The 23,775-nt window shown below is 42.6% G+C and carries 27 protein-coding genes and 1 tRNA gene; 12 read left to right on the forward strand and 16 right to left on the reverse strand.

Annotation, left to right across the window (positions count from 1 at the left end; translation table 11 throughout):
- Window positions 1–105: 105 nt before the first annotated feature.
- The gene (locus ACQ4XT_RS19500) at window positions 106–1,425 is read left to right on the forward strand and encodes a DUF2254 domain-containing protein (RefSeq protein WP_446855241.1); all 1,320 of its coding nucleotides are present in this window, start codon (window positions 106–108) and stop codon (window positions 1,423–1,425) included.
- 126 nt (window positions 1,426–1,551) lie between these two features.
- Here ACQ4XT_RS19500 and ACQ4XT_RS19505 read toward each other — a convergent pair.
- Window positions 1,552–1,624: transfer RNA gene (locus ACQ4XT_RS19505), tRNA-Val, on the reverse strand.
- A gap of 344 nt (window positions 1,625–1,968) precedes the next feature.
- On the opposite strand from ACQ4XT_RS19505, the gene ACQ4XT_RS19510 reads away from it, so the two are divergent.
- The 4 genes from ACQ4XT_RS19510 to ACQ4XT_RS19525 all read left to right on the forward strand — a co-directional run bounded on the left by ACQ4XT_RS19510 (window position 1,969) and on the right by ACQ4XT_RS19525 (window position 4,459).
- Window positions 1,969–2,697, forward strand: a complete 729-nt coding sequence (locus ACQ4XT_RS19510; protein WP_446855242.1) for an alpha/beta hydrolase — start codon at window positions 1,969–1,971, stop codon at window positions 2,695–2,697.
- A 33-nt stretch (window positions 2,698–2,730) separates the two neighbouring features.
- Window positions 2,731–3,246 (forward strand): 2'-5' RNA ligase family protein, encoded by a 516-nt coding sequence (locus tag ACQ4XT_RS19515; protein WP_089653965.1) that lies wholly within the window; start codon window positions 2,731–2,733, stop codon window positions 3,244–3,246.
- Between the two features lie 6 nt (window positions 3,247–3,252).
- Window positions 3,253–3,675: a GNAT family N-acetyltransferase gene (locus tag ACQ4XT_RS19520; protein ID WP_446855244.1), complete on the forward strand. Its 423-nt coding sequence runs from the start codon at window positions 3,253–3,255 to the stop codon at window positions 3,673–3,675.
- Window positions 3,676–3,781: 106 nt separating this feature from the next.
- Window positions 3,782–4,459, forward strand: coding sequence for a DUF421 domain-containing protein (locus ACQ4XT_RS19525; RefSeq protein ID WP_446855245.1), 678 nt, complete (start codon window positions 3,782–3,784; stop codon window positions 4,457–4,459).
- Here ACQ4XT_RS19525 and ACQ4XT_RS19530 read toward each other — a convergent pair.
- The 5 genes from ACQ4XT_RS19530 to ACQ4XT_RS19550 form a co-directional block, all read right to left on the reverse strand.
- Window positions 4,446–5,345: an MBL fold metallo-hydrolase gene (locus ACQ4XT_RS19530; protein WP_446855247.1), complete on the reverse strand. Its 900-nt coding sequence runs from the start codon at window positions 5,343–5,345 to the stop codon at window positions 4,446–4,448. The two genes, ACQ4XT_RS19525 and ACQ4XT_RS19530, sit on opposite strands and share 14 nt — an antisense overlap.
- Before the next feature lie 22 nt (window positions 5,346–5,367).
- Window positions 5,368–5,667, reverse strand: a complete 300-nt coding sequence (locus ACQ4XT_RS19535; RefSeq protein WP_446855249.1) for a hypothetical protein — start codon at window positions 5,665–5,667, stop codon at window positions 5,368–5,370.
- A 36-nt stretch (window positions 5,668–5,703) separates the two neighbouring features.
- Window positions 5,704–5,919, reverse strand: a complete 216-nt coding sequence (locus ACQ4XT_RS19540; RefSeq protein ID WP_446855250.1) for a hypothetical protein — start codon at window positions 5,917–5,919, stop codon at window positions 5,704–5,706.
- Entirely contained in the window at window positions 5,916–6,230 is a 315-nt protein-coding gene (locus ACQ4XT_RS19545) for a DUF1360 domain-containing protein (protein ID WP_446855252.1), read from the reverse strand. The genes ACQ4XT_RS19540 and ACQ4XT_RS19545 overlap by 4 nt, the downstream gene beginning before the upstream one ends.
- A gap of 78 nt (window positions 6,231–6,308) precedes the next feature.
- Window positions 6,309–6,539 carry a hypothetical protein gene (locus ACQ4XT_RS19550; protein ID WP_446855253.1) on the reverse strand — a complete coding sequence of 77 codons (231 nt, stop codon included), beginning with the start codon at window positions 6,537–6,539 and terminating at the stop codon, window positions 6,309–6,311.
- Between the two features lie 191 nt (window positions 6,540–6,730).
- On the opposite strand from ACQ4XT_RS19550, the gene ACQ4XT_RS19555 reads away from it, so the two are divergent.
- Window positions 6,731–7,234 carry a CotY/CotZ family spore coat protein gene (locus ACQ4XT_RS19555; protein ID WP_446855255.1) on the forward strand — a complete coding sequence of 168 codons (504 nt, stop codon included), beginning with the start codon at window positions 6,731–6,733 and terminating at the stop codon, window positions 7,232–7,234.
- Window positions 7,235–7,281: 47 nt separating this feature from the next.
- On the opposite strand, the gene ACQ4XT_RS19560 is transcribed toward ACQ4XT_RS19555, so the two are convergent.
- Window positions 7,282–7,833, reverse strand: a complete 552-nt coding sequence (locus ACQ4XT_RS19560; RefSeq protein WP_446855256.1) for a CotO family spore coat protein — start codon at window positions 7,831–7,833, stop codon at window positions 7,282–7,284.
- A 182-nt stretch (window positions 7,834–8,015) separates the two neighbouring features.
- On the opposite strand from ACQ4XT_RS19560, the gene ACQ4XT_RS19565 reads away from it, so the two are divergent.
- A complete protein-coding gene (locus ACQ4XT_RS19565) occupies window positions 8,016–9,038 on the forward strand; it encodes an EAL domain-containing protein (protein ID WP_446855258.1) in 1,023 nt (340 codons plus the stop codon).
- A 54-nt stretch (window positions 9,039–9,092) separates the two neighbouring features.
- On the opposite strand, the gene fabI is transcribed toward ACQ4XT_RS19565, so the two are convergent.
- The 3 genes from fabI to mgtE all read right to left on the reverse strand — a co-directional run bounded on the left by fabI (window position 9,093) and on the right by mgtE (window position 13,991).
- Window positions 9,093–9,872, reverse strand: coding sequence for an enoyl-ACP reductase FabI (gene fabI / locus ACQ4XT_RS19570; RefSeq protein WP_089653955.1), 780 nt, complete (start codon window positions 9,870–9,872; stop codon window positions 9,093–9,095).
- Between the two features lie 876 nt (window positions 9,873–10,748).
- Window positions 10,749–12,611: a monovalent cation:proton antiporter family protein gene (locus ACQ4XT_RS19575; protein WP_446855260.1), complete on the reverse strand. Its 1,863-nt coding sequence runs from the start codon at window positions 12,609–12,611 to the stop codon at window positions 10,749–10,751.
- A 15-nt stretch (window positions 12,612–12,626) separates the two neighbouring features.
- The gene (gene mgtE, locus ACQ4XT_RS19580) at window positions 12,627–13,991 is read right to left on the reverse strand and encodes a magnesium transporter (RefSeq protein ID WP_446855262.1); all 1,365 of its coding nucleotides are present in this window, start codon (window positions 13,989–13,991) and stop codon (window positions 12,627–12,629) included.
- 262 nt (window positions 13,992–14,253) lie between these two features.
- On the opposite strand from mgtE, the gene prpE reads away from it, so the two are divergent.
- On the forward strand, window positions 14,254–14,985 hold the full coding sequence (gene prpE, locus ACQ4XT_RS19585; RefSeq protein ID WP_446855264.1) for a bis(5'-nucleosyl)-tetraphosphatase PrpE: 732 nt from the start codon (window positions 14,254–14,256) through the stop codon (window positions 14,983–14,985).
- 62 nt (window positions 14,986–15,047) lie between these two features.
- Here the strand turns inward: prpE and ACQ4XT_RS19590 are convergent, their stop codons facing one another.
- The 3 genes from ACQ4XT_RS19590 to yjbM are packed head-to-tail and all read right to left on the reverse strand — an operon-like array spanning window position 15,048 to window position 17,380.
- Window positions 15,048–15,935, reverse strand: coding sequence for an RluA family pseudouridine synthase (locus ACQ4XT_RS19590; protein ID WP_446855266.1), 888 nt, complete (start codon window positions 15,933–15,935; stop codon window positions 15,048–15,050).
- On the reverse strand, window positions 15,919–16,725 hold the full coding sequence (locus tag ACQ4XT_RS19595; RefSeq protein WP_160912035.1) for an NAD kinase: 807 nt from the start codon (window positions 16,723–16,725) through the stop codon (window positions 15,919–15,921). The genes ACQ4XT_RS19590 and ACQ4XT_RS19595 overlap by 17 nt, the downstream gene beginning before the upstream one ends.
- A gap of 16 nt (window positions 16,726–16,741) precedes the next feature.
- On the reverse strand, window positions 16,742–17,380 hold the full coding sequence (gene yjbM / locus ACQ4XT_RS19600) for a GTP diphosphokinase (RefSeq protein WP_446855270.1): 639 nt from the start codon (window positions 17,378–17,380) through the stop codon (window positions 16,742–16,744).
- 133 nt (window positions 17,381–17,513) lie between these two features.
- Between yjbM and ACQ4XT_RS19605 the strand changes: the two genes are divergently transcribed.
- The 4 genes from ACQ4XT_RS19605 (at window position 17,514) to ACQ4XT_RS19620 (ending at window position 19,702) form a co-directional block, all read left to right on the forward strand.
- Window positions 17,514–18,098: a CYTH domain-containing protein gene (locus ACQ4XT_RS19605; protein ID WP_446855272.1), complete on the forward strand. Its 585-nt coding sequence runs from the start codon at window positions 17,514–17,516 to the stop codon at window positions 18,096–18,098.
- Between the two features lie 54 nt (window positions 18,099–18,152).
- Window positions 18,153–18,551 (forward strand): globin domain-containing protein, encoded by a 399-nt coding sequence (locus ACQ4XT_RS19610; RefSeq protein ID WP_115824142.1) that lies wholly within the window; start codon window positions 18,153–18,155, stop codon window positions 18,549–18,551.
- Window positions 18,548–19,429 (forward strand): ClpXP adapter SpxH family protein, encoded by an 882-nt coding sequence (locus tag ACQ4XT_RS19615; RefSeq protein WP_446855274.1) that lies wholly within the window; start codon window positions 18,548–18,550, stop codon window positions 19,427–19,429. The genes ACQ4XT_RS19610 and ACQ4XT_RS19615 overlap by 4 nt, the downstream gene beginning before the upstream one ends.
- A 90-nt stretch (window positions 19,430–19,519) precedes the next feature.
- Window positions 19,520–19,702, forward strand: a complete 183-nt coding sequence (locus ACQ4XT_RS19620; protein WP_446855276.1) for a hypothetical protein — start codon at window positions 19,520–19,522, stop codon at window positions 19,700–19,702.
- A 40-nt stretch (window positions 19,703–19,742) separates the two neighbouring features.
- On the opposite strand, the gene pepF is transcribed toward ACQ4XT_RS19620, so the two are convergent.
- The 3 genes from pepF to mecA all read right to left on the reverse strand — a co-directional run bounded on the left by pepF (window position 19,743) and on the right by mecA (window position 23,664).
- Window positions 19,743–21,551: an oligoendopeptidase F gene (gene pepF, locus ACQ4XT_RS19625; protein ID WP_446855277.1), complete on the reverse strand. Its 1,809-nt coding sequence runs from the start codon at window positions 21,549–21,551 to the stop codon at window positions 19,743–19,745.
- 65 nt (window positions 21,552–21,616) lie between these two features.
- Window positions 21,617–22,780, reverse strand: coding sequence for a competence protein CoiA (locus ACQ4XT_RS19630; RefSeq protein ID WP_446855279.1), 1,164 nt, complete (start codon window positions 22,778–22,780; stop codon window positions 21,617–21,619).
- Window positions 22,781–22,965: 185 nt separating this feature from the next.
- On the reverse strand, window positions 22,966–23,664 hold the full coding sequence (gene mecA, locus ACQ4XT_RS19635; RefSeq protein WP_446855281.1) for an adaptor protein MecA: 699 nt from the start codon (window positions 23,662–23,664) through the stop codon (window positions 22,966–22,968).
- Window positions 23,665–23,775: the final 111 nt, after the last annotated feature.

Consider the following 23,775-nt stretch of genomic DNA (forward strand, 5'->3'; position numbering starts at 1 on the left):
ATAAAATTTTAAGAGTTTTTTAAGTTCATGTAAAAGCTTCTTTTTATCCTTGCCATAATCGGTCATACTAAGAATCATACCCTAAACGAGGAAGTAGGTCTTTCAATGAACAAAGGAAAGGTTTGGATCAATCTCAGAGATAGTTTTTGGTTTCTCCCAACGATATACAGTATCCTATCAATCATTGCAGTAGCGATAACCGCTCTCATCGATCAATGGATCATATCGGAATACAAAAACAACATCCCTTCTCTCTTTTTGACGAAGTCTTCGGTTGCTCAAACATTATACGGCTCAATGGTGACTTCTATCTTAACGATGACAACCATCAGCTTTTCGACCATCATGGTTGTACTGACAACGTACACAACACAATTCTCCCCACGTACCCTTCAGGACTTTATGAAGAGTCGCGTGACTCAACATGTGCTGGGTGTGTTTTCTTTTGGATTTATTTTTTCTCTTATCAACCTGTTTCTATTAGGAAAAGAACCGGGCTTAGGGTTGGTCAGCCCCCTCTTCACGGTAGTCGTCTCAATTATTTGTTTGGCATTTTTCATCCTGTTCATCCACCATTCATCACGGTTCCTAAAAGTGAACAACTTAATTGGTTCAATAAGAAAAAGCACCTCCGCACTCATTGCAAAAACATTTGAAGAAAAAAATTATCTAACAGCGACCGAGTGGGATGACAACGAACTAAAATCATTAGACCAGTCAAAAGCTCAAATCATCCAGGCTGAGAAATCCGGCTACGTTCAAAATGTCCAGTACGGCTCTCTTATTAAGTGGGCAAAAGATCACACACTCATACTTGAGACGAATTTTTTAATGGGAGACTACATCCAAAAAGGAATGCCCCTCTTTTATTATTGGCGAGATACGGACAGTGAACTTAAAAACCCTCAGGAGTGTGCCGCGCTAGTTCTAATTGGGAATGAACGGATTGATACTCAGGATGTCGAATTTTCTGTACAAAAGCTTGTGGAGATTGCAGTCAGAGCCATTTCACCAAGCATGAATGATCCTCATACAGCGACCAACTGTATTAACCGGATTGGGTCATTGCTCATAGAGCTGGCATCTGTGTATGAACCAATCCGATACTACATTGATGCTGATGAGGACCTTCGTCTAATCGCACAGCCAAAATCCTTTGAAGAGTATCTGTATAAGAGCTTTTACCAAATAAAAATTTATGGTTATCATGATATATCCGTTATGAATAGTGTCGTAGAATCTTTGTACAAAATTGCTGCTATGCACGATCAAGCGGTTCAACAAGATGTTTGGGCATTCGGAAAAACAATCATCAATGCTGTAAGAGTTGAGGAATTGGATGAACTCGATTTCAAGAGGTTCAATAACGAGGTAGAAAAGTTAGCACAAGCTTGTAACGAAGATTTCAGCTTACAAAAGTCATAGGGAAAAAAGATCCGTGAACATTTTTATGCTGACGTCACTTCACAGGATAAGATGTTCACAGATTTAAATGAAATAGTACCATAGAAAAAAGAGAGCCTCCATATAGAAGGCTCTCTTTTTAATTAGTGATTCCGATTGGGCTCGAACCAACGACCTCCACCCTGTCAAGGTGGCGCTCTCCCAGCTGAGCTACGGAATCGTATGTAAAGTTCTGCACTTGCTGACAAGAAATAATATACTACGAAATACAATCAATGTCAATAACCTCGCAAAAAATTATATCCCCTAAACCGTTCTGAACGCTCCCCCCCTTAACGATTAAAAAAAAGAACTCAGAAACATCTTGTAATAGAATCTTCGCAATCCTTCCAGTTAGTGATAAAGTCTTATGAATGTAGAAACTATTTTACCTGAAAATGCCACCTATTATCTTTTCCACTTTTTCGACAATTATATGATAAAATAAATAGTGGAACGTTTACATGAAAAATTTAATGGGAAAGCCTAAAAGAACTTTCCATGCTGTGAGGAGGTGGTCGGAATATGGGTAGAGACGGATCCATGACAGAATACACCATTGATAGTCAATACTTAGAGGAGACAATGACACTGAGGGTGTACACCCCGAAAAATTTCTCTCCATTATACAAATACCATTTCTGTATCATGCAGGATGGAAACGATTATTACTCGATGGGACGCGCGGCCACATTGAGTGATAAACTCCATAAAGAAGATAAGATTGAGAATACCATTTTCATCGGCATCCATTATAATGACAAATATGATCGCCAAGACAAATACCATCCAGACGGAAAGAAACAGGGGGAATACGTTAATTTCCTCATTCGTGAAGTTGTCCCTTTCCTTGATGATGAATTGCCTGGGTACTGTATGGGGCGCGGCCGCACGCTTGTCGGTGACTCTTTAGCAGGAACACTTGCATTGATGACAGCGGTTAAATTCCCGAATATCTTCGGTAATGTCATTATGCAGAGCCCTTATGTGGATGAACATGTGAAAGAAGTGGTGCAATCCACCAGAGACTTTTCTTCCTTGACCATTTACCATACCATTGGATTGGAAGAAACAGATGTCGAAACAACAGAAGGGGCAAGAAAGAATTTTCTTGAACCTAACCGCGAACTGCGCGAATTCTTGAATCGCCAGCCTCTTGCCTACACGTATCATGAATTAGAGGGTAATCATACATGGGGCACATGGCAGAAGGATTTTGAACGTGCTTTATTGAAAATGTTTGGTAAGGAATAGCGATATATAGAAGGAAACAGGAGGGTTAGTCCAATGAGATACGGAATAGCAGTTTTTCCATCAAAAAAAGTACAGGATGTGGCGAATTCTTACCGCAAGCGGTATGATCCCCACTATGCGTTGATTCCCCCACATATCACGATGAAAGAAGCATTTGAAGCAGAAGAAGAAGAAATTGAGAATAAAATCATTCCTGAATTGAGCGAAATTGCTAAGAATACGCAGCCTTTTTCCTATGGTGTTTATAAGGTGAGCTCTTTTTCTCCGGTCACAAATACGATTTACTTAAAAATCGAACCGTCCGATGAAATTTTCGAATTGAATGATAAGCTGCATGCAGGTGAACTTCCAGAGGAAAAAGATTTTGCTTTTGTTCCACATATCACAATTGCCCAGAAGCTTTCGGATGAAGAATTCTCTGATGTATATGGCAGCCTCCGCATGCTGAAATTCGACTTGAATGATAAAGTGGATCGCTTCCAGTTGCTTTACCAGCTTGAAAATGGGGCTTGGAGTGTATATGAAACATTCCGCCTTGGCAAAGGGTGACGCTCCTTGGACATCGTGAAAGTTAGAAATAAACAGCAAAAAGACGACGCTTTCTATGTGAGACGCGTCGTCTTTGTAGAGGAACAACATGTTCCCCTCGAAATAGAAATCGATGAATTTGACGATACTGCCATCCATTTTGTTGGATATGTGGGAAACCAGCCGGTCGCTGCTTCACGACTACGCTTTGTTCATGGATTTGGAAAACTTGAACGGATTTGTGTCATGAAGGAATACCGAGGTCGATCCCTCGGTAAACAGATCATTGAATCGATGGAAGAAGTCATTCGTGACTATGCATTTGACAAAGCCAAATTGAATGCCCAAACCCAGGCAGAGGCTTTCTATGAGTCTCTGGGGTATCTTACCATTTCAGATCCCTTCATAGATGCCGGGATCCCTCACGTTACGATGGTAAAAAAATTATAAAACGATGATAAAAGAAACTCCGGAATTCCGGAGTTTTTTCGTTTATCCTAAGGTCCTTTTGTCTAAAATGAAACGTATAGGCTACAGATAAGGGTCGTGAAACGCTATGGAGTACTTACAAATTACTTTGGAAACACTTTTTGGTTTTGCTGCACTTTTTGTTATGACAAAAGTGCTCGGAAAAACACAAATCACCCAAATTACCGCCTTCGACTTCATCTCTGCTCTTGTCCTCGGCGAACTCGTCGGTAATGCTTTATACGATAAAGAAGTCGGAATCCTTGATATCGGTTTCGCCATCTTGTTATGGACTATTCTTATCTTTACCACGGAAGTAATCACCCAAAAGTTTAAAGGGACACGTAAGATATTGGAAGGAAGCCCCTCCCTCGTCATATATAAAGGAAAGATTGATCGTAATCAACTTAAGAAGAATAAGTTGGACCTTAACCAGCTCCAGCATTTGTTACGCTCCAAGGATGTTTTTTCTATCCAGGAAGTTCAATACGCTGTTCTTGAAACAGACGGGACAATCTCTGTCCTTAAGTCCTCCCAGTATCAAAATGTCACACGTAACGACATGAATTTAGCTCCACAGCCCGTCCCTCTCCCTCGTACCATCATCAGTGACGGAGAGATTATTTGGGACAACCTCCAAGAAGCAGGTTTTGATGAGAAGTGGCTGAATGACCAACTGAGAGCACAAAGTTATAATGATCCTGCTGAAGTCATGTACGCCGAACACAAAGAAGGCGAACCGGACTTATTCGTCATTGGTCTGTAATATGAAAGCTCCACGTATTGTTCATAATGCGGTCCTCAACGAGGCCCGCTTTTTTTAATCCGATCAAGTAAGCGGTGACCGCTGTTCTGAACAGCAGCCATTGGGACAAACCCTGAGCTTCAACGTTATAGTGCTCACACATAGCCCTAACGATCACTTCATGCGCAGCTGGACCTTCTTCGGCCAGGTATTGGTGCAGCCACGCGGACAGCTGTTCATGGTAATCCATGTTGTTTTGGATCGTCAAGGATGGAGAAGCTTCAAACTCACCATGCCCGGGTACCGCCCCCCTGCATGGAATTTGAGAAAGGGTGTCCAAACTCTCCAACGCCAAACTGACATCTGTCATAAAGGGAATTTTATGTTTTTTCAGTGTCTCTACACTAAAATAACTGTCAGCCGCAAAGAGAATGCCATTGACTTTCAAAGCTAACTGATGATAACTATGACCAGGAAGATGGTAAGCTTCCGCTCTTAACGAACCAAACCCTATCTCCCCTTCTCCCACGACCTCATCCACCCGTACAGATGGCCCTTCTAAAAATTTGTTATGTAGCTCTGGCAACGGGTCATTTCCTCCGAATAAATAAAGGGGTTCCATAGCTGGATTTCTTAAAATGGCTTCTTCAAACACAGGAGCGACGGTATGGACTTCGTAGTTTTCCTGAACAAACCTTGCCCCTCCATAATGATCCGCATGAGCATGGGTAATAAAAAGGTGCGTCAAAGGAAGCTCTCTTTTCTCGAGTTCCTTGAGCACCTTTTTCACGGATGAAGCATCGATTCCAGCATCGATGAGTACCCCGTTCACCCCTTGATGTACGTATCCAATATTGACCGTACTATGGTAGTAATAACAACATTCATCCAGCTGTTGAAAAGACATATCCACGACTCCTTTAGCTTTTTCATACAGTTTCGCTAAAGTACTGCCCTTTTCCTGTTATATTGGAAAGAATCTTCTCTGTACCGCTTCTCTTAAACGTAGAGTGGACGCTGTTCACAGCATGGGTATTCCTCGTTATTTGAATCGATTTTCTCCGCTGGTCTTCCACACGGTCTTGTTTATGAGGGTGATTGTGCTTCATATTACTATCCAACGCAGCTTTGAATACTTTTTCAAGGACAAAAGGTGAACGTTCATGCTGGGTCGTTCTGATTTGATAATCCTGATACTGATAATGATTCACAGGCAGAATATATCCCATAGCGACGCCTCCTTTGTTTATCTATACCCTTTTTTCCTACTCAAAGAAACTTTCCATCTTTCCCATCTGTTTGGTCAAAAACTTTTCCATGTCCGTCATCCGCTTGGAGAAACGACGATCCCATGCCTGAAAGTCTTTTTCCCACTCATTGAATTTCTTTTCAGGCTGTTTAATGATTCCATTCATTTTCGACGTTTCTACATCAATTTCCTTTAACACTTCAAATAATGATTTTTCCTTTTTATCTGTCATTGTCGATCCACCCATGTATAGATGATGGATTGTAATCCGGCAAGGGCCAGTAACAGGACCAACCACTCTCCGTACGGAACAATAATATAGAAGAAAAGCATAATTAAAGCAGACCACACACCGACACACCACTGACAACTTAACCCTTCTCCGATAAAACCCTTAGGCTCCACCCATTCCTCTTCTATGCCATGCTCGTTTTCGATCACCTTGACGTCAATAAAAGGCCGGCGGATCCATTCCATAATATAATCTCTAACAATGAGACGGGTCAGACGGAAAGTAGCAAGGGCCAGCAATAGGATTTCCATGTAAGTAAACATTCTTCTACCTCTCTCCCATGAAGAAAAAGCCACTACGATCGTTGTAGTGGCTTACTCTTTATTTTCTTAAAACCAACGAAATCCCCCACGGCGATCGGAAGATTCATCATCATGACGGCGGTTTTTAGAACTGCTTTCTTCTCTTGACTCTTCTTCTCTACGGCGTCTCGGTCCACCAAAAAATGGATCGACACGGTCGTCTCGGTCATGACGGTCATCGCGTTGTGGTTCAATGACAACATTGTCCGCTTTAATAACGAGGTCCTTCACGTGGATGACCTTCTTTTTATCAGACATTCCATTCACTCCTTATTCGAATTCACTTCTAATCTATGGTGTTTGCCCCAGTTGGGTATAGTCTCCTGCCCATGAACAACAAAAAAAGTCCGGATTAAGAGAAAAGAGACAAATGCCCACACCGACCCAGACACATTTCATATTCTAGTAAAGACAATACGTCAATGCGTATGGAAAGGGGAAATTAAAAAATGAGCTGTGGAAAAAGATTCGATTCAGGTTCATGTGTGATTGATATCCTTAAAGATATCGTCGATGCTCAGAATGATGTCATGCACGATTGCACGACAAGCTGTGAGCGTTCAATCGCAGACCTTTTAGGTGACACTGGTGGAGGATCCGGCTTCGACACGGTTCCTGTCATCCTTTACTGTAAAGATGGATGCACACCTTTCAAAGGGTACGGTTCAAAACGAAGTGGCGACGATTGCAAAGTGAAGGGAAGCTTCTTCTTCAGAGTTAAATCTGTAGATGACGATGGTTGTGCCATCCTCGAACTTCTTTTTGCTGACCGCTGGCGTGATGATGACGAGGATGATGACGAAGTTGAAGGTTCACGTCGTCATAGAAACTTCGATCCAAAATCACCAGCTGATCAAAGCTGCAAAGACCTCCGCGCTTCAGGAATCTGCATCACAGTAGACTTGAACTGCTTCTGCCACGTTACATGTCTACCGGCAGCAGCAACTCTTTAAGATTTATAAAAAAACCGCGCACGGATGCGCGGTTTTTTTATCATTCACTAAAACCCTAGAAGTCTAATATCTTTAATGTCTTCAAAAACTACCTCCCGCTGAAACGGACGTTGAAAAACTTTCATGTGCACGACACCATCTACATAATCCGTAATGTACCCCCGGTAATTTTCCTCTTCTGTCGTTACTTCACATTTCATTTTCGGCACGTGCGGGGAAAGATTGAAGAAATATAAAACTTTTTCTTCCAGTGTCATATCATGGAAACGTTGTCTTCGATCTCGTGGTGCATCCTTTTCCACCTTTTCTTCTGAATGAACAGCGGAAAGATCCGCATTCCTTTCCTCTCCACCAGCCTCAGGCTCTTCGGATTTGTTCAATTTAGCCAGTTCTTGACGGTGAGGGGAGTTTTGTCTGCGCATCCGTATTTCACGCTCATTCGATGAAGCTTCTGCCGCCGGCTGTTCTGTCTTCTCTTCTGCTTTAGAAGGCCGCTGACTTCGAAAGCTTGTTTGCATGGGGACTTCTGCTGGTTTCAAGCCCTTAGGCTGGACAATATAAAGCATAGGCTGCTTAGCAAGTCGCTTTTCTTCTGCCATCAAGATCTCTCCTTTTCCATTCGGTCATCATTTTATGTATATGCCCAAGTCACAGACCATGTTCACTTTTGTCCTCATTTGACAAAATCTCTCATGATTTTACACAAATTTAACACAACCCGGTGATTCTTTTATCTTACGGTTGTTAAGGTAAGTGTAGACTACCGATTAGGAGTGTTTTCATGAGTCTTGCTCAACAACGAGAGCGCAAGTCAACAGAAGATGTACTCGCTTCTTACATGAATGAGAATAAGCTTTTTATCCATTATCAACCCATCGTCGATATACATAAAGAAAGCGTCATCGGTTTTGAAGCGCTGACAAGATTTCCGCCGAGCACTTATTTCAAAAGCCCTGTGGAACTTTTCCAATTCGCGGATCAGACGAACCGGTTATTTCAACTTGAAAAACATACACGGGAGCTAGCCATCGACTCAATCACCGCCCACTTGAAGAATGAACAGCAATTATGGGTGAATTTAACGCCGAATGTCATTCATGATGATTCTTTCTCACCAGGTTTCACCCATGCCGTCTTAAAAAATACAGAGTTGAACCCGGACCAAATCGTCTTTGAGATCACCGAACACTCCGCCATTTCTGATTTTCAAAGCTTCCGAAAGCTGCTGACACATTATAGGGAACAAGGGTTTAAAGTAGCGATAGATGACGTTGGTGCCGGTTATTCCTCACTGCAGATGATTTCTGAATTAAAACCGGACTATATGAAAATCGATCGGTCATTGATCACCGATATCGATCAATTCCGTGGAAAACAATACATGGTAGAGGCGTTACAGCATATTGGAAAGAAATTAGGAGCAGGAATAATTGCCGAGGGAGTGGAAACTGAAGGCGAGTGTCTTCAATTGATCCAAATGGGGATCTCCCTTATGCAGGGATATTATTTTGCTAAACCTGGTTATCCTCCTCCCCCGTTACCAAAGTCCATATCTGAACACTTGAAACAGCAAAGAAATAACAAAATGTTTCCTTTGAGAATTGATGAGTGGACCACCTTTTCTGAACTGATGACATGGATATCGGCTTATCAAGGAAGCTATGATCACCTCTCCGCGCTGATCCATGGTCCTAATGGAAAAGAAGTAATTCCATTAACAGAAGTGGTGCGATTTGTTACCTTCTATCATACAAAAAAAGAAGCAACCGTATGGACACACCTTCAATCCTGGCTTAATAAATGACAAAACCCCGTTTTTACTTAAAGTAAAAACGGGGTTTTCGTGTTGGAGATTGGATTAGTAAGCGACAATACTGAATCCGGAATCAACATGAATCACTTCTCCGGTCACGCCGCGAGATAGATCACTCATTAGATAATAACCGGTGTCACCGACTTCTTCTTGAGTGACAGGACGCCCCAGTGGCGCACGTTCCTCAATCACTTTAAGGATTTGATTAAAGTCACCGACGCCCTTAGCGGAAAGTGTACGGATTGGCCCAGCGGAGATAGCATTCACTCGAATGTTATGTTTACCAAGATCGTTCGCTAAGTATTTGACACTTGCATCAAGGCTAGCTTTCGCTACACCCATGACGTTATAATTCTTCACGACTTGTTCCCCTCCAAGGTAAGTGAGGGTTACGATACTTCCTCCATCTGTCATCAACGGTTGGGCTGCACGAGCGACCGCTGTTAGAGAATAAGAGCTGATGTTGTGAGCAGTAAGGAAACCATCACGACTTGTGTTTAAGAATTCATCCTTCAATTCTTCACGATTCGCAAATGCGATACAGTGCGCAAGGCCGTGAATCGTGCCTACATCTTTTCCGATTTGTTCGAATGTCTGAATGATCGCTTCATCGTCTGTCACGTCACATTCATAAACCAGTGACTCCTCGCCACCTTCTAGAGTATCGGCAAGATCCTGCACCGACTTCTTGAAGCGCTCCGATGCAACGGTGAAAATCAAACGCGCTCCAGCAGAGTGAAGCGAGCGGGCAATCCCCCAGGCAATGCTTCGTTTGTTCGCCACTCCCATGACGACATACGTACGTCCTTCTAGTGAAAAGTTCATATTGAACACCCTCCTTGAGGTAGTAGGATCTAAATTAGTATTTGTTATTAGTACCTGCTCCTATTTTAAACCATAAACTTTCGAAAAACAAACTTCCCTTTATCCTTTCCCTATTTCCACTCACATAAGCCCACCCTTTATCCAAAATCAAGAAATCGGATGATGTTATTCAATAAACTGGCAGGATTGTGGAAGACTTGATTTCGAGATGTTTGTGTGGATTTAGGGGCTCCGGGAAAAGGTTTGCTTTCCGTGGGCGAGTGATGAGCCTCCTCGAGCTAACGCTCTGCGGGGTCTCATCTACCACGCACTTCCCACAGGAGTCTCACCGTTTCCCTACGCCCCTTTGCCATATGAGGTTCTCGAAATCCCTCTTATATTACCTGCCAAAAACTGTTATAAATCCTGCTTAAACCGCGTTGATATAGGATTCTCAACCATAAAAGCTCCTATTGCTGAAAGGTAGTTTCGAGAATTTCTTCCGGCAAGTGGACGGAGGGGAATGGCGAGACTCCTAACTTAAGTGTGCAGGCGCCTTGATCAGCGGCGTATGGACTGGACGGAGCTGGCGGAGATAAAGGAAACACGAAGAACGGAGTGATTCGATGTTGACTTATCGTACAGAAGCGAGGGAAGTCTCACTAGCCGCTAGGCGCCAGAACCAGATATCGAAGAGGGAAAAAAGTGCAGGGTGAGACCCCACAGGACGCAGTCCGAGGAGGCTCACCGCGCTCCCGCGGAAAGCGAGCTATTCCCCGTAGCCCCCATCCACTCAATAATAGTCTCGAAACTGAGTCTTCCACTAAAGGGAGCTATAGTGGAAGAAGGGAAATAGAAAAACCGCTCCTTCTCGTGATGAGAAGGAGCGGTTTTAGGTTAACACCATTCACAATATTCTAGTTCCATTTTCAGTTCTTCCACGTACTCATGAGAACCTGTGACGATCAGGCGGTCACCCATCTTCAATTCTGTATCCCCGTGAGGCACGATCGAATCTTTGCCACGGAAGATCCTGACCATAATGACATCTCCGGTAAATGGAAATTCGCGAAGGTGGATGCCATTATAGACTGAATTATTCATGTTGATCTGATAAAGCGCACTATCTTGTTTGGTTAAGATATCTACAACATTCGGTGCTTCGATCATCGCTTTAAGGAGCGCTTTAGAAGACAAGAATACGGAGAACACATTGATATTAAGGTCTTTCATTTCCTGAGATAAGTCCGGAGACTCTACTCGGACAATGATCCGCTCAACTCCCTGCTCTTTCGCAAAGCGAGCAATCTCCGCATTTCGTTCTTCGTCACCCGTAGAAGCAACTAACAAGTCCACCTCGAAGACTCCGAGTTCTTTCATCTTCTCAACATCATAGCCATCTAACTCTTTAATATCAAAGCAATTACGACTGATCCGTTCATCAATTTTGTCCATTTTCGTATGGTATAGATGAGTTTCATAGGCATGAATATCCAGTTCTCGTACAACCGGTAAGGTCATGCGGTTGGACCCAATAAAGGATACAACCGTTTTATGGCCTTCGTCTTCAAATCTTCCATAAATCTTTTTGAAGACAATCGGTGCCACAAGACATGTCAGGACAGCCACCAGGATCAGTGCGCCTTCCATTTGGTCATCGATCATTCCTTCCCGCTTCCCAATGGCAGCCGCAGCAATTACAAGGGAGAGTGTGGAAGTAAGGATAAAACCTGAACCAAATACTGTTTTCTTGTCATACCACTTACTCAAGATTAAAGCAGGAACAATCTTCGAAACGAGCAAGGCTATAAATAACAGCGGAATCAATATGAGGACACGGGAATCAGTAAATAGACTCCAAATATCAATTTCCACACCAACCATGACGAAGAAGATAGGAATTAAAAATCCATAACCGAAGCTGTCCAAACGCTTGACCATCTCAGGGTTAGGAGACAGCAGGGACACGAGTGTACCTGCCAAGAATGCACCAAGGATATTTTCTGCTCCTACCGTTTCAGATAAAGCAACAAGAAGAAGGATGAGCGTAAACACCGCACGCGTATCGATCTGGATGGTCCCTTTGGCCATCGTCTCCACGAACGACTGATGACGAAACTTTTTGCCGATGTAATAGAAAAGAACACCTGCTGCAAAAAGCAGAAGCAATAACCATGTGTTTCCACCGCTCTCCCCATAAATGGATACGAAAACAGCAAGCAGAATCATTGTCACAAGATCGGCAATAACAGCAATAAGCAGAATCGTCTGACCGATCGTTGTCTTCATCATTTGTGCATCTTTCAGTGTCGGCACGACTACACCTAATGAAATGGTAGAGATGATCAGTGTCATCAAGAAGGCATTGTCAATAAAACCTGCCAACACGAATAGATAAGAAAGTGCCAGAGATATGACGAAGATGCCTATGAAAACAGTGGTCGCTACCCATACCGGATTCGGGGCACCTGTACCCTGGTTTTCCGGCTTAGCTTTCTTCTTTCTACTTGCAAATATAGAGAAATCAATTTCTAATCCACTGAGGAACATCAAGAAAATGAACCCTAGTGTGGACAGGATCTCTAACCAGCTTCCTTGCTCTACAATATCAAATCCACTTTGACCGATGATTAATCCTACGATGATTTCTGCTACTACAACCGGAATGATATTCAATTTAAAGCGGTGTAGTAAGATGGGAGTTATGAATGCTGCGATAATTACAATAACTAGAGAAGTTACTGATGCACCATGTTCCATACTCGCCCTCCTTCCTTAAATCAATAAATTCATGAAAGCTGTCGCCAGTCCAAAGTAAATTAGAATGGAAATCAAGTCATTCACCGTTGTAATGAATGGTCCTGACGCAACAGCAGGGTCGATCTTCAAGCGATGCATAAGAAGGGGAACGAGAGAGCCAGCCAATGTTGCTACAACCAAGGTCATAAAGATAGACAATCCGACTAATACGCCTAAGAAGAAGTTTTCATGCCATATATACACAATGAGAGTGATTAATACACCGCAGGAGAGTCCAGTAATTAGACCGGTACCTGCTTCTCTCATCATCATTTTCCATTTTCCTTGCTTTTCAATTTCCCCGGTAGCGATACCGCGGACAGCAACGGCTAGTGCCTGCGTTCCTGTATTTCCCGCCATTCCGGCAATCAGCGGAATAAAAATAGCGAGGATGGCTACTTGATCCAAGGTGTCCTCAAAACGCCCAATAAGACTTGCTGTCAGACTGCCCAAAAAGAGGAGAATGACAAGCCAGGGCAAACGCTTTTTGGCTGATGCAAAAGCATTGTCATCAGGACTGTCGACGTCAGAAACGGCAGCAAGCTTAGAATAATCATCACTTGCTTCTTCTTCCATGACGTCCATAATGTCATCGACGGTGATGATTCCAAGGAGATGGTCCTGGAAATCAACGACCGGTAAGGCAAGAAAATCGTAGTCGCGCACCATGCGTGCCACTTCTTCCTGGTCTTCACCGACTGAGACCGATACCACCCGTTCATTCATAACGTCGGATATCAGCCACTCTTCTTCAGATATAATCAAATCCCTCAACGAAATAACACCGACGAGCCGTTTATCTTCATTGATGACATATGTGTAATAAATCGTCTCGGCGTCCGGGGCTTCTGTTCTCAGATGAACCATCGCTTCCTTGATCGTCATACCAGCCTTAACGACAACGAATTCTGTTGTCATTATGGACCCGGCGGTTTTTTCTTCATAATGAAGCAGGTCTTTGATTTCGTCAGCTGCATCATCATCCATGATCGTCAAGAAACTCGCCACTTTATCTTTATCTAATTCGTTTAAAATATCAACGGCATCATCCGTCGACATTTCAGCGAAGACTTGCGCAGCAAAAGCCGGGGCCATTTCAGTAAAGAAGGGTTCAATTTCATCATAATCGATGTGCTCCATGACATCTGCAACCTCTGCCGGAGAGAGGTAGGTGTAGATCTGCATCCGTATTTCTTCATCTAGATCCTCAAAAATCCGGGCCTGGTCATATGGATGCAGTTCGAGAAATTCTGCACGGAACTGGTCGATATGATCATTGAACAAGGCATCTTTAATATTCGTCCAAACTTCTTGGCGCTCCTGGTCATCTAAGTGTTCCATAAGCAACCCTCCCCAGTGTCTATTTCGTTTTTGACCGTTTAATCTTAATGGCGATACAGATGTTTGTCAACGAAAGTTACTCAATTTCCAAACAGCCAAATTCATCACATAAATGTAGTTTAACAGAAGAAATCAATGTTAGGGAATAAACTCCTCGTATGTTTAGTATTTCAAAGGCTTGGGAAAAATATCTCCTATATATAGGACATTGCCAAATCCATTATGGATAAGACACTTTTCGAATGACTAAAGGAGACTGACCATGAACTACGACGTAATTGGGGACATCCACGGCTGCTTTGAGGAGTTAAAACAATTATTCGATGAACTCGGCTACGAATGGAGCGATGGTCTCCCGCAACACCCTGACGGACGAACTCCAGTCTTCGTCGGAGATATTACTGACCGTGGCCCCTCATCCATGGATTGCATAACCTTCGTCTATCGTTTAGTTACTGAAAAGGGAGCCCATTATGTCCCGGGAAATCATTGCAACAAATTGTACCGCTTTTTTCTAGGTAATCCAGTCCAAGAAAAGCATGGACTGGAGACCACCGCTGAGGAATACCGTTCCCTATCTAAAGATGCACAGAAGGAGATCAAACACCAATTCAAGCATTTGTATGAACAATCCCCTCTCCACTTGATTTTAAAAGATGTTCATGCGGTTGTTGCTCATGCTGGAATCCGCGAAGAAGACATCGGACATAAAAGTAAAAAAATCGAGACGTTTGTTCTTTATGGAGACATTACAGGTGAGAAACTGCCGGACGGTCGTCCTGTCAGGCGAGACTGGGCACAGCATTACACAGGGAATCGATGGATCGTTTATGGACATACTCCAGTCCGTGAACCCCGTTTTGTTAACAAAACCGTTAATATAGATACAGGATGCGTGTTCGGAGGAAAGCTGACCGCTTTCCGCCTGCCTGAAGAAGAGATCGTCAGTGTACCATCGAGTATGCCTTTCATAGTAGAAAAGTTCAGATACTAAAAAAGCAGGAGCACTCGAGTGCTCCTGCTTTTTTTATAGACCATCCATTGATCAAATGCTTCTTAAGTCATTTGTTCCCAAAGTTTTGGTGGTTCTGATGTAAAAGTCATCTTTTTCTTCGTCCATGGATGGATAAAATGAAGCCGTTCACAATGCAAGGCTTGACCATCTATACCTGACACTTTGTTCCCGCCATATAACGTGTCTCCGGCTAAAGGGTACCCTCTATGAGCCATATGAACACGAATTTGATGCGTCCGTCCGGTGAGGAGTTTAAAGCGGACCCGGGAGTAATTCTTACCCTGATTAATCAGGTGGTAACGAGTTTTTGAAGGCTTGCCCTTTGGGGATACAACTCTTCGGATGATCGAGTCTTCTGCACGGTCAATCGGCTCATCAATGAGACCTTCCTTATCTTGAAATTTCCCTTCTACCATGGCTACGTACTGTCGTGATATCAGGTCCGGTTTCTTGGTTAGAAGCCTATGACTATAAGAGTGTTTAGCAATCAACAACAATCCAGAAGTATCTCTGTCCAGCCTCGTAACAATATGGGCTGTACATGGATATCCTCTTTTTTCATATTCAAACAGCAAGTAACTGGCGATCGATGGCTCTTTTTGATCAAAAGGAGGAACGACAGGGATTCCTTCCGGCTTGTTGAGGACCATGACATCTTCATCCTCAAATACAATCGGTAATGTCCCCTGATAGGGGAAGATCGCTCCTTTTTCTTCTTTAGGAAAAACGACTACGACTTCATCCCCCGTCTCTAATGGACGCCACATTTCTTCCTGAGTTCCATTAATCATTAACGCTCCGTCCATACGAACCTTCTTTATTAACTGCCGGGAGAACTCACCCGCTTGCAACAAAAAATCACGAATGGAATAACCGGCGTAAGCATCTGTTACCCGCCAACTCTTTTTGACATCACTCTGAGTAGTCATCAGCTACAAAGGAGTCGTGGACACGTTTCCAGAAAGGAAATGGACGGAACCGTGCAAACCGTACTTTTTCTTCGGCCACGCGGCATTGAATGGATTTCACATCTTTATAGGTACGAGTGATGTGATCGATTGTGAAAAGAAAGCTTCGGTCGTGCTTTGGCTTGAACATGCATGTATGATGACTGGGTAAAATTAACGGGGACCCAATCGTACGGAACACACGGTTATTGATCGAAGCCATTTCAGCAATTTGGAAGGCTTCAAGAGAAGGGTGCAGGATCGCTCCTCCCAGTGCTTTATTATAGGCCGTACTTCCGGATGGTGTAGATACGCAGAGTCCGTCGCCACGGAACGTCTCAAAATGGTCGCCTTTAATTTCGATGTCCATAACCACCGAACCTTCTGACGTTTTAATCGTACACTCATTCAGTGCAAGATAACGATCCTCTTCTCCCCCGCTTTTCGGGCGGATGGTAACTTCAAGGAGCGGGTACTCGACCACCTGAAATGGAGTCTTCGCAATTTCTATGATCAGCTTTTCTAATTCTTCCGGCATCCAATCCGCATAAAAACCGAGGTGGCCGGTATGTATTCCAATGAAAGCTGTTTTATCCAATCGGTGAACATAGGTGTGAAAAGCTTCCAACAATGTACCATCCCCACCAACAGAAATGGCAAGATCGGGTTCATCTTCATCGTATTCCAACTTAAACTCCGTCAAGTAGTTTTTAATTTTCGAACGGATTTCGTTCGATTTCTGGTCACCTTTTGAAAGGATCGAGAACTTCATCGGTCCACCCACTCCTTTAAGTTTTTCTAGGGTTCTTCTTTTGTTCTTCTTTTCTTAAGAACGCGCGTTGAGCTTCTTGGATCTCGCTTTTTATTTTGGACATCTCTTCATCTAACTGAAAGGCGGCCTCACCGGCACGTTTGAGGCGTGATTTAATTTCTGATGGTATTTTCCCCGAATACTTATAATTTAATGAGTGTTCATTGGTCGCCCAAAAATTCATGGCAAGGGTACGGATTTGAATTTCCGCCAATACTTTCTTCTCTCCATGAATGGTTTCCACAGGATAACGAATAATGACGTGAAAGGATCTATACCCACTATCCTTTTTCCGTGAAACGTAATCTTTCTCTTCTACAATTTCAAAATCATGACGATTCCGAAGCATGTTAACAACCGCATAAATGTCATCAACGAATTGACAGACTACTCTCACACCAGCTATATCCTGTAATTCTTCTTCGATATTTTCAGGATTGATAGCTTTCCGTCTAGCCTTTTCAATAATGCTTGATTTCGGCTTGACCCGTCCGGTTACAAATTCAATAGGAGATTGTTCCTCCTCATATTCAAACTGCCGTCGCATGCCTTTTAATTTTATTTTTAATTCTTCCACTACTTGTGCATAAGGTGCTATAAATATATCCCAATTCATCAAGCAACCACCTTTATGTATCCAATCTTCATAGTAAATATGTGCGTTTTGTTCATCATTCATTGTATCATAAAGTTAGCCTGCAGAATAAGCAGAGCGCCTGACATTATACTAGGATCAGGAGGTCTTAACCATGGCACAGGAAATTGAAATCGAGTTTAAAAACTTATTAACAGAAGATGAGTATGAAAAAGTTTATCATTTTTTACCATTCAAATCAGTTGAACTCATGGAGCAAACCAATTATTATTTTGAAACAGAAGAACTAAACCTTAAACAGCAGGGAGCTGCTTTGAGGATTCGTCAAAAAAATGGGCAATGGACATTGACTCTGAAGCAGCCTCATGCAGAAGGTCTGCTCGAAACTCATGATTCACTCACAGAAGAAGAAGCTAACCTTTGGATTCAAAACAAAATGACAGACAAACCTCACGTGTCTAAACAACTGAATGATCTGGGCATTCCTTCGGAAAATCTCTACTACCTCGGTTCTCTTACAACGAGACGGAAAGAGGTTGAATACAAAGAGGCCACCGTCGTCCTTGACCACAGCCTTTACTATGACAAGGAAGATTACGAGTTGGAAGTAGAGGCCCGCTCCAAAGAGACCGGAAAAAAAGTGATGGAAGAAATTCTGCACGCATGCAATATTCCAATGCGTGAAACAGATAATAAGATCAAGCGTTTCTACGATAGAAAACGACTGCAATCAGAATAGTTGCCGTTCTCTAGCCCTCATTGCTAAAATGATGAACAGACAGGAAGGGATGCTATGCAACAACGAGAAACGTTTTTTGAGGAAATTGGCAAAGAAAAAATCGATGAGCTTGTCGAAGCTTTTTATAAACGTGTAAGTGAGCATCCGGATTTAATTCCAATCTTTCCGGACGATCTTACAGAAACCATACGAAAACAAAAGCAATTCTTAACACAGTTTTTCGGGGGCCCGCCACTCTATGTCGAGGAACATGGCCATCCGATGTTACGGGCAAGACACCTGCCTTTCAAAATTACCCCGACAAGAAGAGACGCATGGTTATCCTGTATGTCCGGTGCCATGAATGAGGTTGATATTCAAGAACCTCATCGTTCTTTCATGTTTGAAAGGCTAACGATGACCGCAAACCATATGATGAATTCACCAGAAGATGAGAAAGGAGAATCGATGTGAGTTGGAAAAGTTTAAACAGTGACAGCGAAAAAACAGGAACAGCGAGTGGTTTTTTCGATTTACTGAAAAGACCGATTGAGATCTATGTTTTCATTGATCCCCTATGCCCTGAATGCTGGTCACTGGAACCCTTCCTCAAAAAGCTCACGATCGAATACGGACGCTTCTTTACTCTCCGGCCGATCATCAGCGGGAAGCTTGCTTCGTTACACCAGAATAAAATTAAAAAGCCGGAAAATTTAAAAGAGGCTTGGGACAAAACCGGTTCACGTACAGGCATGTGCTGTGACGGAGATGTGTGGCTTGAAAACCCCGTATCCTCTCCTTTAGCTACTGCTCTTGCAGTAAAAGCAGCTGAATTGCAGGGAAAAAAAGCTGGTATGCGGTTCTTACGGAAAGTACAGGAATATGTTTTCTTGGAAAAACAGAACATTTCAGATGAGTCAGTTTTAATTGAGTGCGCCGAAAAATCCCGTCTCGATGTATCTGAATTCAAAAAAGATCTCTACGGAGACGCCGCAAGAAGAGCCTTACAGTGTGACTTAAAACTTGCTCATGAGATGGATGTGGATTCCACTCCCACCATTGTCGTGTTCAACGAATCAGAAGAAGATGCCGGCTTAAAAATCACAGGTTTATACACTTACGACGTTTATGTGAAAGTGTTGAAAGAAATGCTGCAAAAAGATCCAAAGCCAGGAATCAAACCAGCTTTGGAGGATTTCTTGCAACACTATCGCTTCGTCGCCAACAAAGAGATTGCCGTCGTATATGACTGGACGGAACAAGAAGCCAAGCGAGAAATGAAAAAGCTTGTGCTCAAGCAAAAAGTACGTGAAGTCCCTGTTAAGCATGGAGCTTTCTGGCAATATATTTGATTAAACTCCCGTAAACGGGAGTTTTTTCAATGGCTAAGTCATGTGCACCCATTCCCCTCCATAAAATGAACCATGGAGGTGTGTGTGGTGATGAAAATGAAGATTTGGGTAGTTCTTCTCTTCGTAATCAGTCTTTTATTCCTTGCTGCTTTCCACTTGTTCGCGCTCATGAATTTATACCCTATTTACATTAGTTCCCCCTTATTGTTCATTGCGATCTACTTAATCGTATCCATACCATCCCACAAAAAGACATTCCGTGGTTTTAAATAATGAAACCCACAGAACCATTTGTTCTGTGGGTTTCTCAGTATTATTTCTTCAGAAGCTGTTCCATTTCGTTTAGTTTTTCTTCAAAAACATCCAACGCAGATAAAATTGGGTCTTTCGATGTCATATCAACACCAGCCTGCTTTAACACCTCAATCGGGTAGTCGCTGCTCCCCGCCTTCAAGAAGTTCTTGTAGCGTTCAACTGCGGGTTCTCCTTCTTCAAGGATCTGTCCAGCTAATGCCTGTGCAGCTGCATAGCCGGTAGAGTACTGATAAACATAGTAGCCCATATAGAAATGCGGGATACGAGCCCATTCAAGACCGATTTTTTCATCAATAACGATGTTATCTCCGAAGTATTTCTTGTTAAGATCATAATAAATTTCCGTCAGTTTTTCAGCCGTCAAAGCTTCACCATTCTGTGCCTGCATATGAATCTCATGTTCAAATTCTGCAAACATTGTCTGGCGGAAAACCGTCCCACGGAATCCTTCCAAAAAGTTGTTCAACAAATAAAGCTTCTCTTTTTCACTGTTTGTTTTCTTAATCATGTAGTCGTTAAGAAGCGCTTCATTACACGTTGAAGCTACCTCCGCCACGAAAATGGAGTAATTACCATAACGGTACGGCTGGTTTTTATGTGTGTAATAACTATGAAGAGAATGACCAAGTTCATGAGCTAAAGTGAATAAATTATTTACATTATCCTGCCAGTTCATAAGGATATATGGATTCGTTCCATAGTGACCTGATGAATAAGCCCCGCTTCGTTTTCCTTTATTCTCCTCAACATCAATCCAGCGATTTTCAAATCCTTCTTTAACTATATTGACGTATTCTTCACCCAACGGCTCCAGACCTTTGGTAACCAAATCCTGTGCTTCTTCGTATGAAATTTCCATCTCTGCATCTTTCACAAGTGGTGTGTACAAGTCATACATGTGAACCTCATCAAGGTCCAGAACTTCTTTACGAAGTTCTGCATAGCGATGCAAGAGAGGAAGTCTTTCGTTTACTGCTTCCAACAGATTATCATAAACCGACTCCGGGATATTATTACTGTCCAGTTTCGCCTGTCGTGCCCGGTCATACTTCCTTACAGACGCGTTGAAGTTGTTCTTCTTCACATGCCCACCCAGTGTTGATGCAAATGTGTTCTTGAAAGATCCAAACGTATCGTACATGGCATCAAACGCAGATTTCCGCACTTCACGATTATCGGACTTCAAAAAATTGATATAGCGCCCGTGGGTGAGGTCGACCTCTTCTCCTTCTTCATTTTTAATGGTCGGAAAAGTGAGATCCGCATTATTTAAAGCGCCAAAGGTTTGTGAAGGATTAGCACCGATCTCAGAGAATCCTGCCAACAGTTTCTCCTCTTTCTCACTCAATACATGAGCTCTTTGTCGTGTGATTTCATCGAGTGTATGTTCATACAGCTCTAAAGGCTCATAAGATTCAATGAAGCTCTTCACTTTACCTTCAGGAAGAGCAAGAATCTCTGGAACGATAAAGCTCATAGCCGAAGCGATTTTTGTATATAAATTCTCGGCCTTTGCATTCATCTCCTGATAATGAGCATTCGTTGTATCCTGGTCATTTCTCATATGTGCGTAAGTGTACAATAGACCGATTTTGTGGGAAATTTTATCTTGAAAGGAAAGAAGCTCATATAGCTGCTCCGCCGATTCCCCAAGTTTACCCTGGTACTTTTGTAATTCAGGAAGCAGCTCCTTTGCTTCTTCTAACTCTTTATACCATTCTTCATCTGTTGCAAACATGGCTTCGAGGTCCCAAGTTTTTTCAACAGGTATTTCTTCTCTTTTTGGTAGCTCTTTCGCAGACGACATCCAACATCCTCCTTCAAAATAATTCGTCACCCTAAAAATTTCTCGATTGAGGTGCAAATCCCTTCTTAAATCTTAATTCTTTGTAAATTTTTCAACTGTTCCAACGTCCTGCGGTCATCTTCCAATGCATCTTCCACTCGTTTATGGAAAGAGACCTGTTTACTCTTGATATAGTTATTCTTCCCTGTTTTTTCTATGATATTTAATTGAGTAAGTAAGTCTAGATATTGTTGGCTTAAATGAGGAACATATCCGTTTAGAGTCGCAGGGGTCTTCAAGAAGGGAAAGTCGAGGAGGGCTCCTAGGGGGAGATGAAAGAAATGATCGAGGAAAAGGCGGGTTTGCCATATATACGGCTTCCCTCCGGCTTGAACTTGCCCGGGAACAGGTAAATAACAAATGCTCGGGATCAGCGAGAAATGATAACCCCTTAAGTAAAGGTACTGACGATATTGCCGTTCTTCAGAGCTTACTTGACTCTGATAAACCGTACGATTTTTATACCATAATCTCTCCAGCTCTTTTAAGAAACGATCATCATCATGGCTGAAAGATACGGAGGAAAATAACCGCGCAAAACTCAAATTAGTTATAGTTGAAGAAAATGTGTTTGCAAAAACCCGGCGACCACCTGTGGATTTCGTATTGGAAAGCACACATATGATGTTTTTTGATGCATGAAAGAAATATAAGTGGTATTGGTCATGCAAATAATAAAGAAAGGAGCGGGTAAAGTCACTGAGAGAATAATGATGGGAGTTTGAGGAATGAAGGTGCTTTGCACCGAGAATCCAGAGAGGAAAGATCCCCGCATGACGGTAGGAGAGCGTTCGTTTATTGATTTCGCGCTTTGAAACAGACGCACACTGATACTCAATCGCGATTTTCTTCCCATTGACGAGTAAGTATAGGTCTGGTCGTTGTCTAATCTCTGGCAAGTATTTCTCAAGATGAACGTCATAGCCTTGATTTTTCAACCATGTAAATAAGCGCCATTTCCCTCGCTCATGTTCGACCGTCTCCCCTCCTTTTATCTCCGTACAATTGCTTTTGGGTAAATGTGAAAAGTGTGGGACCGTACGTGTTCCTGAACGTACACTCAACATTTCATGACAGGCAGGACAAAAATAAGGGGTTTTCCTTGCACACTCTATTTCTGCTTGCGTCAGCTGGTACAAAGATTGTAATTCTCCATTTGTATCCAAAGCATACAACACCTGCTTAATCACCTCCTATCTCTTTTATTCGACACAAGAACTCAATAATCCTGCTTATCTTCCTCTCGGTACAATTATAAAAAAATGACAAAACTTGCTTATGCGAATGTAAGCCTTTCGGAAAGAGACGTTCTTTAGGATGAAAATGTGTCATTTAAGACAAAAAAATAAGCACACGAGGTTGTGTGCTCATCGAATTAATCGATAGGGAAATATTGTTTTACTGATTCCAATGCCTGCTCGTTAAATATCGTTTTTCCATACTCCTCTAACCTGTGAATCGTAAGGGATGACTCATGTCCGTATTCCATAAGTTGACTCAACACATTTTCTTGGTCATCATCACTCATATTTTCATCACTGAATTGAATATATAAATAGTAACGATCTTCATAATGGAATAAGCGCTGCTCCATGGACTCAGCAGGTAATACATAGTGGCTCAGTTGGATCACATCTTCAAAGTCATTGAACTTGAGTGTGAAAGTCAGTGGTTCATCTGACTCCTCCTGATCCTCTTCGTACTCATTCCTTTGATCATAGTCTTCGGAAGAATGGAATTTATCATCAAGCAGTGATTCCAGTTTTTCATCCACTGGAACATCAATTGCCTTACCGTCCTCATTCGGAAGTTCGAGCTTTTGGCCATCCTGGGATACCTGGGCCTTAGTGACAATCACTTCTAATCCTTTGTCCATAGCCTGAACCTGAATCCACAATGGACCATCAGCTTGGAAGTTTTCCTGGTCGTTCACTTCATCCATCATTTCCCAAAAAAGCTGTTCACTGCGTTCTCGGTTATACCAGATTTCTTCTCTGTCAAAACCTCTTTGTTCTACATCTTGATATGTTACGTAAAATTTAACGGTATTTTCATTAATGCGTTCGATTTCCATACGTTTCTCTCCCTTCTTGTCATGTTTTAAGGGGGAAGGGAACACTCACCCTTGCGTCGCTTATAAAACCTTACCCGTTAGGCCAAAGCTTCAACCGTCATGATGTTTAGA

The organism is Halobacillus sp. 12SKB, assembly GCF_052941655.1.